Source organism: Antarcticibacterium flavum, from assembly GCF_006159205.1.
GTDB classification, from domain to species: Bacteria; Bacteroidota; Bacteroidia; order Flavobacteriales; family Flavobacteriaceae; genus Gillisia; species Gillisia flava.
In genome coordinates, this window is record NZ_CP040812.1 from 623181 (window position 1) to 637170 (window position 13990).

The 13990-nt window shown below is 40.4% G+C and carries 9 protein-coding genes; 5 read left to right on the forward strand and 4 right to left on the reverse strand.

Going from position 1 to position 13990, the window contains the following annotated elements:
- The 4 genes from FHG64_RS02750 to FHG64_RS02765 are packed head-to-tail and all read right to left on the reverse strand — an operon-like array spanning position 1 to position 8001.
- A complete protein-coding gene (locus FHG64_RS02750) occupies positions 1-3357 on the reverse strand; it encodes a hypothetical protein (RefSeq protein ID WP_139064970.1) in 3357 nt (1118 codons plus the stop codon).
- Positions 3354-6800 (reverse strand): DUF6603 domain-containing protein, encoded by a 3447-nt coding sequence (locus FHG64_RS02755; protein ID WP_139064971.1) that lies wholly within the window; start codon positions 6798-6800, stop codon positions 3354-3356. Before FHG64_RS02755 ends, FHG64_RS02750 begins: the two co-directional genes overlap by 4 nt.
- A gap of 11 nt (positions 6801-6811) precedes the next feature.
- The gene (locus tag FHG64_RS02760) at positions 6812-7342 is read right to left on the reverse strand and encodes a hypothetical protein (protein ID WP_139064972.1); all 531 of its coding nucleotides are present in this window, start codon (positions 7340-7342) and stop codon (positions 6812-6814) included.
- Positions 7297-8001, reverse strand: coding sequence for a hypothetical protein (locus FHG64_RS02765; RefSeq protein ID WP_139064973.1), 705 nt, complete (start codon positions 7999-8001; stop codon positions 7297-7299). The genes FHG64_RS02760 and FHG64_RS02765 overlap by 46 nt, the downstream gene beginning before the upstream one ends.
- A 716-nt stretch (positions 8002-8717) precedes the next feature.
- Here FHG64_RS02765 and FHG64_RS19495 point away from each other — a divergent pair.
- From FHG64_RS19495 to FHG64_RS02790, 5 genes are all read left to right on the forward strand, one after another.
- Positions 8718-9107 carry a type I restriction-modification system subunit M N-terminal domain-containing protein gene (locus FHG64_RS19495; RefSeq protein ID WP_246054252.1) on the forward strand — a complete coding sequence of 130 codons (390 nt, stop codon included), beginning with the start codon at positions 8718-8720 and terminating at the stop codon, positions 9105-9107.
- Positions 9104-10297, forward strand: a complete 1194-nt coding sequence (locus FHG64_RS02770) for an N-6 DNA methylase (RefSeq protein WP_246054253.1) — start codon at positions 9104-9106, stop codon at positions 10295-10297. The genes FHG64_RS19495 and FHG64_RS02770 overlap by 4 nt, the downstream gene beginning before the upstream one ends.
- Positions 10298-10884: 587 nt before the next feature.
- A complete protein-coding gene (locus FHG64_RS19385; RefSeq protein WP_218937544.1) occupies positions 10885-11376 on the forward strand; it encodes an MBL fold metallo-hydrolase in 492 nt (163 codons plus the stop codon).
- 521 nt (positions 11377-11897) lie between these two features.
- On the forward strand, positions 11898-13145 hold the full coding sequence (locus FHG64_RS02785) for an ApeA N-terminal domain 1-containing protein (RefSeq protein ID WP_139064975.1): 1248 nt from the start codon (positions 11898-11900) through the stop codon (positions 13143-13145).
- Positions 13146-13224: 79 nt separating this feature from the next.
- Positions 13225-13956, forward strand: coding sequence for a phospholipase D family protein (locus FHG64_RS02790; RefSeq protein ID WP_139064976.1), 732 nt, complete (start codon positions 13225-13227; stop codon positions 13954-13956).
- Positions 13957-13990: the final 34 nt, after the last annotated feature.

A 13990-nucleotide genomic window follows, 5' to 3' on the forward strand; every position in this document is an offset into this window, starting at 1 on the left:
TTAAGGTTTGGGCAGCATTTCAGAGGCATGTACGGCCACCATTACCGGCACCTGGTAAAGTACATAGGCCAGCTCGGCAGCATTCATGTCTTTATTCCACTTAATGTTTTTATCTTCTTTATTTTGCTGCTTTTTTTCATCTTCTGAGGGCAGACTAATTTCTCCTATTTTTATCTCCTCCATAGCGCTGTTGATCTCCAGGAAACTCCTGCCCGCGGCCACGCGATCCCAGGAAAGTCCGTTCCACGCATCTATCTCTTCTTCAGCAGCTTCTATATCCAGACCAAATCTAGGCTCCCCGGGACGTTCCTTAATAACAAAGAACCAGCCGGGCCTGTTCTCGTCTCCCTCCTCGTCACCCGTGCCACCTTGGGCTTCTGTTGCAGTAAGATCAAAACCAAAAAATGTAATATCGGGATCTACTTTTGCTTCATAGAGCGGAGTTTTAATTTCTGTTTTCAGCGGATTTTCAACGTCCTCAAGCTCCACCAATTGCCGTTCCTTCCGGGAATCTATGCTGCCGTTATTGTCTACCCAGGCAGCTTTATGAGCATAGATCACTGCATTGGGATATTTCTTCAGCAGTTCACCCCGAACAACCAGAACCACCTCATTTTCCTTATCACCTCCTTCTTCCCGGTGATCATGATCTCCCAGTTCTGAAAATTTGCTCCAGCGGTGCAATGGTGGAATATCCCGCATTTTCTCTTTCCAATCTTCTTCAGTAAAACCTTTATCAGGCAAATGGGAAGATACATCCCAGAATTGCCGGAAATAACTTCCCCGCTGGTCTGTTGGAAATTCCCTCCAAAGTAGCTCGCGGGCAAATTCGTGGTTAAGCCCTACCATATATGCCTCTATAAATTTTTGATTTGTCTCCAGCAGCGAAATGCTGTTTTGCCCAATAAAATTAATGTTCGGCAAAAACAATTCGGCAGAAATATCTTTTAAAGGTTTGTACATGGGAACATCGAATTCCGGATAAGCCATAGCTTCAACAAATTGCTCCTTCATTTTATCCCGTATGCGCGGGGGAAGAAAAACCATGCTGTCCACAAGACGGGGAATGGTAAGCAGGGGATTAATGGCTACAAACGTAGCATGTACCAGTTCATGAAGATCCACTTTCGGCTTTTCAGGCTGCTCACCTAAAATGCGGCTTTGTTCTATGACGTCAAAATTATCCCGCAAGGCGGCTTTAAATTTTTGTGCTTCGGTACTATCTGTGTCGCCAAATTTTGGAGTAACCGTAGAATCAGCCGGAGTAATCTCAAAATCAGCACTTTTAGGCATTTCGCCTACATATTCCGGGCTCATATTTTCCTCTTTCACCTTTTCCGTAGCGTCCATTTGCTTTTTCCATTTATTGTAACGGACTAAAGCAATGACAGAGAATATGAATAAAAGAGTATAAAAAGCAGTGGGCAAAACGTCCCCGGGGGCAAACATCATAACAAGGAACATAATGATCACCAGGATGATGAGCCACGTTTTAAGCCTGGGATATTTTTTGATCCAGTCAATAGCCCAGCCCGGGATAGTATTTTCGCCTTCTTTCCTTACATCCTCAATAGTAGGAAGGTCCTCAGGTACTACTTTGGGCGGGGCAGGATAAACCTCAGCTTTATTGACACGATCGATTAAATTGGAAATTTTCACATTCCCTTCAAACGGCAAATTTTTCATTAACCGGCTGCCGGGACGCAACACCCGCCGCATTGCCGCAGAACTCAGGGCTAAGGGAATTCGACTCTTTTTTAAGGTATAGTAAACAGTTTGAAGATTGCCCTGCCCCTCATTATCAGTTTTTACCATAGCCCGTGCCTGCACCGGGCGGGTGATGAAAAAGGCTTTTTCCAAATTTGTCTCCAATGTGGGCCGCAGGTGCTTATCATACCACACCCAGGAGGCTTCCCTGGCCAGTTGCGCCTGGCGTATTTTCCGGTTTGCTTCCAGGATATCCCCTACTTGTTTCCAGGCAGCCTCCATATAATTTTCCTGGTTCTTCTGGACAACTCCGGTTCCCAAACCGGCCGGCACTCTGTAACGGGGATCCAGGTTGAGCTCGTGCACCCAATTCTTTTTATTGGTCATTTCGCTGCCATCCCTTTCTTTAAGCAGTCGTTGTTGCAGCGCATGCCACCGGCCATAAAGGGGCGCGGTAATTAGCGGATCTTTATCTTCATCATTAGAATTAGGTTCAAGACCAATTTTTGCATCTTCATTGGCCTTAGCGGATATCTTCACTGAATATTCATCGGCCAGGTTGATAAAAGCTGCGAGATCCTGCTGAAAAGGATGCGGATAAGGGTCCTGATCCCAATTATCATATTTGATAACTTCTTCCTTATCAGTATCCCCCAGGGCATCAAAAGGAATCTTTAAAGCACCACCCAGCTGGAGAATACCCCCAAGTGCAGGGTCAGTGATCCCACGCACATTGGAACCTGGATTTTGAACATCCATAGGCCTGCGGCCCACACGGCTGTCAACCGGTTTAGGCTCAAGTAAACGCACGAGATATTCAAAATCCCCCACCGTGCCTGTTTTAAAATACCAGCGGTGGTAAACGGGGAATAGGTTATTATCCTGCTTATCATCATAATTCTTCCATAAGTCTGTTTTCGCAGCGGGACTTTTGGAAGGATCCAATCCCAACCCTGCCAGCCTTCCTGTCTCGAAAGAGGGGATCAAAAAGGCGTGATAAGAGACATTGGGTTCGAGTTTGCGTGGACACATAATACGGGAATAAGCCATATCGGGATTGTTATCCAATAGATCCTGTAATTTAGTAAGTACGTTTTTTATGTCTGATGGATCCCCGGTTACGATCTTATTTTCCTCCAGGATGTCTTCATTAACATGAACATGGGCCCAGGCCCAGAGTTGATCTGCCGGCTGCATACAAACCTGGGGATTGGGTACTTTTATATACGCCAGCGGCCTGTCCAGCATATTTTTTGGCTCCTCAAATTCATCTTCCTTTAGCACAACCAAAGCCAGCCAGGGCTGTAACCTGTCTTTATCCACCGCTAAAGGGGAATATCGCCAGGGAAAATCCTCATCGTAGAATTCGATGTAAGGCATGTAATTAGGCTCAAAATTGGTGATCCAATTGCGGGGCTCATTTTTGACAATTGCTTTTTTATCAATCCCAATAATATCACCGGGGCCGTAAAGAGCGATTTGCCGGTTGATGGTGTGCTCCAGGTCTGCCCCCTGTAATGCCTTGCCCTTTAATTTTAAAGAAACCGGGATAGTGGCACGCCCGGCACTGCTGCCGCCGGTGCCTATTTTATTGGCAATCCCCTGTCTTAGCCATGGTAAAAATGTGTATGTGGATATAGTATCGCTCATGCTGCCGGATTAATTTCGTTATTAGGCAGGACATGAAGCTCCCCATCCAGTTCCGGATTTACCAGAAGCTGTGCCTGCATATATTCCTTTGCCTGTGCCTGGCTGCTAAAATGTGCCTTTGCATCTAATATTGAATTGTTCGATATTTTGGCCACAGAGAAACCAGTATCGGTGATCTTTATCTGTGAATCAAAAGGCTGCAGGTTCTTCTTTGTTTGAAAAGAAACTTCTGCGCGGGATACGGTATTCGCCCGAAGAAAAACTCCAAACAGGCTTTTTATAATTTTAAATAAAACAGGAATTCCACGTTTATAATTAGTATCTACAGTGATTAGTTCATACCTAATATGTCTTTTTACACTTTTGCCGGTTTTAAGCTGCTCTCCACTTACCGAAAGCTCCATTCCACCCTCAATAGGCTGGTACGCAGGGCTGCTTAGTTTTTCGGCATCTTTTAGATCCTTGAACTGGGCGATAGCGAAATCTTCCTCCAGGGTCTTAATTTTTGACAGCTCACTATCCTGGGTTTCCAGGCTGAAGAAATTTGCATCTTCGGGCTTCTGACTTCCCATTTTTTCAAGCGTTAGGCTAAGTGGTATTTTACGCTGGCTCACCTGCAGCCTGCCAACGGGGTGCAGAACCAGTTCAGCTACAGTATCTATTTCTCTTAGGCTCACCAAAAGATTATTGTTCTTGGGAACCAGCGCCTTCCAGTTTTCCTTTTTCTCAAATTCAGCAACAAGGAGAGGCATAATTGAAATTGGTGGTAAGGTGGTATCTTTCTCTTCCCCCCAGGTAAAGTCAAAATCTACATCAATATCAAACAACAACAGGGAAATCGATCCTGTGCCCCGGGCATTCCAGGGAGCGGGACCTTCTAGGGACATCTTCACACGTACGCTGAAAAGTCCCGCGCCAAAAACCTTGACTGAAAGGGAGGCCGAAAGCTGAATGACCATATAAAATGGTGAGAACTGAAATAAGGCATCAAAACCTATATGGCCTTCAATTTTGAATTCGCTGAGTTTGAAGTATAGTTCAGCTTTAGCACCAAACTGGGCGGTATTGGAGGTTACAGCGAAATATCCCATCACCCGTATTTTACCCCAGGATTCGTTTAAAATGCTAAGGGAAATTCTTACGGGACCTGGAAATGGTAGTGCCGGCGGATTAAAAGCAGGATGGAACCCACCCACGCTGGAGACAAAGTTAGCCTTCGCGCCCCAGCCCACCAGTAATCCCATTTCGCCTTCCAGGGTGTAAAATAGAACCCTGGAGTCGTACATACTGGCAAAGAACCAGAGGCGCTCTTTATCAAATTCTATGGCACCAATAAAGTTGACCTGCAGTTTTATAAGCGAGGCTTCTTCTGTAGGCAATACGATCTTCAGAATTCCCAGGATGACAATATTACCCGGAATCTCAATAATGATCCCCAGGGAAATAGTAATAAGTGCCGGGGTGCCCCAGGCGAGTTTGGCCATGGGGCCAATGAGAAACCGGTCCTGCTGCACGGGGAAAAAGGTTTGCAGATCGCTAATGATTCGCGGGGCGTTCTCGATGATGTTGTTGGGAAACATAATTCCGTTCACTGCCCCGGTGCGTACCCCTGTGGCCAGTGCCTCCAGTTTCATAGTTCGGTTAAGACCCAGAAGGCCGCCCACGCCGAGAAGTGTAAAGCCGAACCCGAGCTGAATGCCGGCACCGAATCCTGCAGTTATGATCACTAGCATCGAAAAGCCATCAGAGCCATCCGGCATTTTGGTATTTATAATGCCTACGGCTTTAAGGGAAACGATCTCGCTGAAGGTGAGCTCCATTATACCAAAGTATTCTCCTTTTTCTGGCTTTAGGTCCAAAAAACCGCCTCCTTTTATCACACCTGCATCTATGGAGAGCCCCACACCTGTAGGGGGTTTGAAATCCATTAAAAAATCCAGAGGGCCAAGATTGCCCTGGTTATTTTCGGCAAAGTCGAATTTTGCCGTGATGCCCATCTGTTCAATAGCGGCTACAAGAGGTCCAAAATTTGCCGTAATACTGGTACTTAAATTAATTGGAATACCTGCTGAAGAAGGGTTTATCCCAATCTGCAATCCATTGAGGTTTAATAGGCCAATATCAATATGGGTGGGCAATTCAATTTCCAGTCCACCACCTCCTTTAAAGTAGACCCCATTTTTAGAACTCCAGGCCAGCGTTAGGTCAAAGGAACTTTCAATACCGCTTGCCGGCAATATATTTTGAAGAAACCCGTCTGCCCCTCCCAATTTAATAACCAGCTTTCCATTTTTTAGGTCCGTTTCCACAAAGATCTCATGTTCCCCATTTGAAATTACTGCGCCTCCTATTTTTACCGAAGTGCTTTGGAACTCTAATTTACTACCCTGTGGCGAACCCAGCAGTATGGTGGGCTCGCCGTCACTGTTTTGGTACTGGATGCCCGCAGAGAAACGAAGGGCTGAGGGTGGAAGCCCGGGATTATCGAGTAAGATCCCGGTTGCTATTTTTACTCCAGATGGTCGCACCATAACTGCAAGACCTGGGGAGACATCAAAACCAAAATTCAGAAGAAGTTTTATGTAATCGGTAAGTTCTATTTCTTCTTCTATTGAAGAATTGGCAAATGGAATAACTGAATATCCGGGCATTTCTCCCGCGGTTTGAGGAAGTGTCTGCAAGGCAAACCCCGTCTTCGTAACTATGGGTGGAATCTTATCCTCCCATAGAAACCATTTTAGTGCTAGCGGGTTAACTTCCCCGGGATTTATTGCATTCTTTGCAAGGTATTCCTGCATGGTGGGATGAAGCAGTTCCTGCCGTACATTATAACCAAAATTCTCCAGGAGTTCGTATAGGTTTTTAAAGAAATAATCATCCCTAAACTCTGCGGTACCCCATTTATAAGCTTTTGCAAAAATTGCGGCAGGGTCATTGAAAAAAGTTCCAATATCTTCCAGGAAAATTTCCTTTTTAAGATATGCCAGGCGTTTACCAGATTCCTCCACTTCTTCCATACGTATAATACCTATGGATTTTAACAACATCCCAATCTGTCCACGTTGTTCTATAAGATAATCTACAGCAAGTGTCTGGATAATCTGGGAGGGAAATTCGTTCTTGAAAGTGGTGGCATCCACGGTACCGGGAAGCTCCCCGGCCCCTAGGTTTTTAAGATTTTCAATGTCTGTAACCAAAGACTGTATTGCGGCAACCAGCTGGTCTAAATTCTCCTCATCTACCTGAATATTGTCCAGAAGGTCCAGCAGTTCAATTACCCTTCCCTCAAGATTTTTAATAGGATTTGGAATCACATCCAGGTCCCATCCCAGATCCCGCATAAATTCTCTAAAATCCTCGGAACTTTCCAGCGCAAATTTTAGCGGTTCAAAGAACAAAGCGAATTCCTCTGCAAGTAACGTGAAGGTGTCTCTTTCTGCCATGGTCAAAAAATTTAAACAGTTTGAAAAAGATCTGTATCGTTATGGTCGAGGTTTTCAAGCAAGATTCCATGGCTATTATTTTCAAAAGGATAATAGTTATATATCAGTTCATTAGCATTTTTATTAGTTGGATCGACAAAACCGCAAACAGGTACCCGAACATTATAAACAAACCTGCTCAAAGCTACTTTGATTTCCTTCTTTTTAAAATTGGGTGTGATTTTCCAGGTGTATCCATCTATCATATCCTGCTGGCTGGAATACCCTAACCTTTTAAAAATGGGAAAAGAATGTACAGGTAGGTTTCTCTCACTATTTCGAATAAAATTTTCGGCACTCTGAAGGTTTTTGGCATCGTCATTCATATCATGATCTATATTTTCTACAGTAAATTCTATACCGTCCCTTTTTGATTTAAAAACAACAGAAAAATGACGCCGATTGATTTCCCTGCCATTTCTATCCTTTATTGGTGGAACAAAGTTCACCCACTGTTTTATAGTTCTATTCTCGTTTTCAGGGGGATCGGGTTTGGAACCCATTGTTTCCATATTTCCTCACTAGGTAAAACAATAGCAAGGGAAATGAAATCAAAATTTTTGCTCATAAAGGCTTGTATGAGCTCAGCCCAAGAGTTTGCCCCCTTAAAAGGTTCTTTGACGAATAGCTCAAAATCGTATTTTAAATACAAAATTTGTCCAGCAGAATTAATAGTCCTACAAACGTAAAGATGTTTGGAAGCGCTCACTGGAACCTGATTGCCAAAGACTTCTTTTAATTTTACTAAATATGGAATCGTCCTGTCGCTTCCCACATTGCAAGCAACAAGATGCACTTTCGTATTGGGACCTACAGTATTGGGGCCTATTTTGACCAGTCCTTTTGCGAGTGCTGCTTCAAGCGTTTCATATAGTATTGAGGACTCATCCTTATTGTCATCGTCAACATCTGCCAGGTGTAGGCCCAGCCATCCCCGAGCTGCACCGTGAGAGACCATAAAAATAGTATCGGCAGGTTTGGCAATGTCAGTATCATTCTCAAGACAATCAAAAAGCTGGTCTATACGAATAACCCGTACCCGTTTAGAAGATCCGGGTGTTTCCTGTTTGGTTACGATCAATTCCGTATTGGGCCGCGAGCGAAAAGCAGGGGTAAAAGAATCCCTGTCCTCTGCCCTATCTTGTGTATAGTGATAATCCATAAGGGGTGCTTCAATTTTGAAATTTTTACAGTCCGGAACTTTTTTACCTAAAAGAAAAATCAGCTCTTTTTTAACACGCTTCCATTCACAGGAACCACTTCCGGTCATTTATACCGGTTCCCTGCCATTTTATTTTATAAACCTATTGGTGTGGATTTCCAGCAGGTATTCCATCTTTTGATGGTAGAATAATATATTACTTGGTTCTAAGTAACCCAGTCCTGAACACCTGCTTCTTTAAAAAGAAAAAGAAGAAATAACCATTATCTCCCATCTCCTATTACAGACAAGCGCCTGATCTGTTTCATAAAATCTGTAGGGAAATAATTGATTATCATAAAGTTAACAAAAAAATTGAAAGGTGAACAATTAATTTTAAAAAACTGATTTTAAAAATTTTCAGAAGTGCTGAACCGGCAACTTAGTGGATACAAATTGCTGTAATAAATTCAGAAGTATGCGTTGCAGCCTTTTTAATCTCCTTCCTTTTTTTTTTAGATATTATAACAATACTAAAAGGCCATTTACCATTCCCCTTTACGGTTTCCCGTAACAGCCCTCATAAAAAATCTTTTACCTTTGAGGGAAGGTGTTTAAAAACCCTTGAAAACATGGGATCAATCTTACTTTATGTTAATGAAATTAACTAACTTTCCCCCTCAGTTTCTTCCCTACACGAACCTGATTTTTCATAAACAGCATTTTACCCCCATTTAATGGCAAAAGCAGACATTGATTTTGAAAAAGAACTCTGGGATGCGGCGAACGAGTTACGCGGCGCGGTATCTGAGAATAACTATAAAAACTACATCCTTCCCCTTGTTTTCGTAAAGCACCTTAGCGAACGCTATGAGGTGGTGCGAGAGGAACTCAAGGAGCAGCTTAATGATCCTCAATCTGATTATTACACTACAGATACCGAGGAGATCAATTACGTCCTGGAGGACCGGGATGAATACCGTTCCCGAAATACTTTTAAAATTCCCGAAACCGCTTCCTGGCAGTATTTGAAGGATAATGCCGAGCAGGATGATATCAAGGTGAAGGTAGATGATGCCTTTGATGTGATCCAGGAACTTTTGACGGGCTATAACCCCAGCTGGTGAATATTTTGCCGCGGATCTTTGTGCGGAGTGAATTATCACCCAAACAGACCGGCGGAATCATCAACCTCCTCTCCCACCCTAAATTTTCTGAAAAGGAAAATCCCGAAAGCGATATCCTGGGCCGTATCTATGAATACTATATTGGCCGATTTGCAATGGCTGAAGGTTCGGGTGCGGGGCAGTTCTTTACGCCCGGAAGTATTGTAAGGCTGCTGGTGGAAATATTGGAGCCTTTCAAAGGCCGCATCTTTGACCCGGCTTGTGGAAGTGGCGGTATGTTTGTGCAGAGTTTGAAGTTCATCAAAGAACACGGTGGAAACAAAAAAGACATCGCGATCTATGGGCAGGAAATGACCGCGCAAACTTTACGGTTGTGTCTTATGAACCTGATGCTGCGGGACCTGTCTTTTGATATTAAACTGGGAAATTCCCTGCTTGATGACAAGTTCCCAAACCTGAAAGCCGACTATATCATTGCCAATCCGCCATTTAATGTGAGCAACTGGCATCCTGAAGATCTGCCAGATGGTGATCCCCGGTTATTTGGTCCCAAGGAAGAATTCACTACAGATGGCAGTGCCAATTATATGTGGATGCAAACTTTCTGGCACCATTTAAGCGACACGGGAACTGCCGGGATTGTAATGGCAAACGGCGCGATGACCTCCAACAACAAGGGAGAGAAAAACGTGCGGCAGCATATGGTAGACAATTCTATGATAGATGCCATTGTTCGCCTGCCCGATAAGCTGTTCCTCACCACCGGGATCCCCGCCTGCCTTTTCATCCTGAGCAAGAACCGCGACGGAAATGACGGCACCCACCGCGAACGCAACAACGAGATCCTGTTCCTGGATGCCTCAAAGATGGGTACAATGGCCAGCAGAAAACTGCGGGTTTTTAGCGATGACGATATTAATAAGATTGCAGAAACTTACCACAACTGGAGAAACCGTGAAGGAAATTACGAAGATGTCGAAGGGTTCTGTAAAGCGACGGCTTTGGAGGACGTACAAAAGCAAGATTATAAATTAACGCCGGGTATTTATGTTGGAACCGAGGCCGAAGAAGATGACGGAATTCCATTTGGGGAAAAGATGGAGGGTCTAAAGGCACAGTTGCTTGAGCAGTTTGAAAAAGGGGAAGAATTGAAGGAAAAGATTAAAGCTAATTTTAATAAAATAATTTAGAAACAAAAAAAGTGGCCTTATTATAACATCTTTAAAGAAAAGGAATAAAATACACTGAACGCAATTTAAAGTCCGTACTAATTAATGAAAGAAATTGTAGAAAAAATATCCTCTTATAACCTATTCAATTACCTTTTGCCAGGTATATTATTTGTCATTTTTTTAAGAGAAATCACCAATTACGATTTAGTTCAAGAGGACTTCTTCATTGGTGCTTTTTTGTACTACTTTATTGGATTGGTCATTAGTCGTTTTGGTTCTCTAATTATCAGTGAATTTTTACAAAATATAAAGTTCATAAAATTGGCGGATTATCAGGAGTTCATTCTTGCAAGTGATAAAGATCAAAAAATTGAATTATTTTCCGAGATCAACAATATGTATAGGACTATAATCTCTTTTCTGACATTATTGCTTTTGGCTAAACTATACGAGATTCTATCTATTCGAATTGGTATTTCGCAAATGTTATCTTACATATTACTGATAATAGTACTAATAATACTATTCATATTTTCTTATAAAAAACAATTAGGATATATAGCAAAAAGGATTTCATCGAGAAATAAACAATAAAATTTAAAATAATGGCAAAACATTGCGAAGTTGTATTCTGGGACGTTCAACACGGACATATGACTTATATTAAAACACCTAATAATAGACATATTGTTATTGATTTAGGAACAGGTGATTATTCTAAAGGAAAAGAAGCCTTCAGTCCTTTATTACATCTAAGGGATAAATATGGGGTAAAACAATTGGATTATGTTATAATAACTCATCCACATCTGGACCACATCGATGATATTCTCAATTTTGATGCTCTAAATCCAAAAGTCTTAAGAAGGCCCAAACATTTAAGTAATGCGGAAGTAATGGAGCGTGTCATAGAAAGAGATAGAAAGAAATTTGAAAAATATTGTGAGATTAACAACAGATATAATCAGTCTATCGAAGCTGGTTCAAGTGATAGTGTAGCAAATCCCGAAAATTGGGGGGACTTCAAATCAAATCATATACTCCTTCTTCTTGTAATCACAATAATTTTAATAATCACAGTATTATCACAGTTATAGAATATGCCAATATTAAAATAGTTATTCCAGGAGATAATGAAAAATGCTCCTTTGATGAATTATTGGCGAAGGATGATTTTCGGAATAAGATAAAAAATGCAGATATACTGGTTGCTCCACATCACGGGAGAGAATCCGGGTATAATGAGGATTTCGTAAATCTTGTAAACCCCCGGTTAACAATCGTTTCGGATGGGAGATTTTGCGATACCAGTTATAATGCACAATACACTAAAAAAAGTAGAGGATGGAAAGTTCACAAAACCAGTAACGGAACTTCACGAGATAGAAAATGTTTGACCACAGCATCAGACGGAGAAGTGGTTGCTCATTTCGGATATAACAGCTCCGATAAGAGCTTTTTATACGTGAAAACAAAGTAAAGTATTACCTATAATTTGTTTTTAATCAGTTTTGGATCGAAACACAGTGCACGCTATCTCTGCGATTTGTCCTGCGGATAATCACGCCAGCGAGCTCACACTGTTTATAAAGGACGTTCACACAAATTTTTTTAACAAATGAATGATGAATTTCAGCTAAAAGGAGAGTTTTATTTACCCTCTAATAAAGATTCAAAAGTTTTCGGAACATTAAATTATAGCGAAAGCCAAGGTACATATCTCGATCTTTTTGGAAGTTTTAATAACAGTGAAGATGAAGAAGAAATAATATGGGGAGAACTTGAAAATGGTAAAATTGTAACATTATACAATTCATTTATAGTACATAAAAAATACGGTTCAACTGATTTAGATAAGTACTACTGCAATTTTATTTTTTTATATGTTTTTTTTAATTCTAAAAAAGACATCCAATTCAATAAGGTTTCGGTTTGCTATTCTCATTTAGATGAATGGCTTAACATAAGAGCTTTTAAAATAGAACCTATTCCTAAGGTAAAATATGGTTATCGAATAGAATATATTCTCCCATCAACAATAGAATATCAAGTTGGCAAACTTAATATTGCTTTTAGTTTTAGTGCAAACGGACCGTCCCGAAATTTCGTTCAAAAAGAAGCTAAAATTTCCCAAACGGCTTATGTAGTTTTCAAAACAGGAAAGAAGAGACAGTTTGACAAAATATCAGATGATATAAATCATTTTAGTAACTTTTTAAGTTTGGCAACGCAAAGACCAATTTATTATAAAGAATTAATTGGCTACCTAAATATTGGGAAGAAAAATAACCTCCAAAAGTGTAAAATCCTTCTTAAGAAAACTTCCCGCAAAGAAGAAAAGCAAATTCTTCCTCCCAATATGCTTTTACCATACAAACGAATAGAAGATCGATTTCAGAGTTTTATTTCAAATTGGTATAGAAATAAGAAAAAATTAGAAACAACATTGATACCTCATATGAGCGTATATAGAGATATAACTTTATATGAATCAGATAAATTTCTAAACCTCACAAGAGCATTAGAAGCATTTCATAGAGATTTTATTCATAAAAACTCAATCAATAAAACAAGATATATTGAGTCCATTAGAAGCCTTTCATATTCGTATAATTGGTTATTAAAAATTAAAAGCATTCCTGCTTTTTCGACTAAAATGCTTAAGTATCGAAATGACTTAACTCACAGTAACCCGCTTCAAACAGAGCTGATGAAGAAGTATTTAAGTCTTTTTAATATATCAGAAAAACTTAAAATAATTAATACTTGTCTGATCTTTCACGAAATGGGAATTTCAAGGAAGGAATTAAAAAATCTTTTGGAAGATACAGGACTATATGTCCATTTAAAACACAATTTGAAGTAATCGTGCCAATACTGTAGAATGAAGAAATACAATTAACTCATTGTTGTAAACAATTTGGAAAAACCAAAATATAATAAATATGTCAAAATTTCTGAACACGACCGGTGTCTCTTATCATCTTGAAGAATTAATTAAAAACACGACTGATCGTTTAATATTGATAAGTCCATATCTACAATTCCACAACAGGATTAAAGACCATATTCATAACCTTAATATTCAAAAAAAGGATATAAGGATTGTTTACAGAGAAAGTAAACTCCAATTAGATGAAAGTAACTGGCTTGAAAGCCAGATCGGTGTTAGAACAAGTGTATGTTCAACTTTACACGCCAAATGCTACTTAAATGAAAGTGAAGCTATTGTTACATCAATGAATCTATATTCATTTTCACAACAAAATAATGATGAAATGGGAATTTACGTTTCAAAAGATACCGACCCCGATCTTTATAATGACATATATACAGAAGCACAAAGATTATTGACCATTAGCGAAGAAATAAGAGTTTCCGTTAAAAAAGTTGATAAACAAGCAGAGGACAAGAAGAATGAAAAAGATCAAACAAAAAAACCAAATTCGGATTTTTCGCAATCAAAATATTTAACTACTAAAGAGCTTTCTCAGAAAACCGGACTTAGTAGTCGAAAAGTGAATTCAATTTTGGTTGATAAGAAATTGATGTACAAAAAGGATGATGATTGGTTTTATACCAAAAAAGGAAATGAATTTGGTGCAGAACAAAAAGAAGGTGCGTATGGTAAATTTGTCGTTTGGCCAGAAGAAATAATAGACTCCGTCCTTAAATAATATGTAAAAGAACTATTTACAAGAAATAACACGA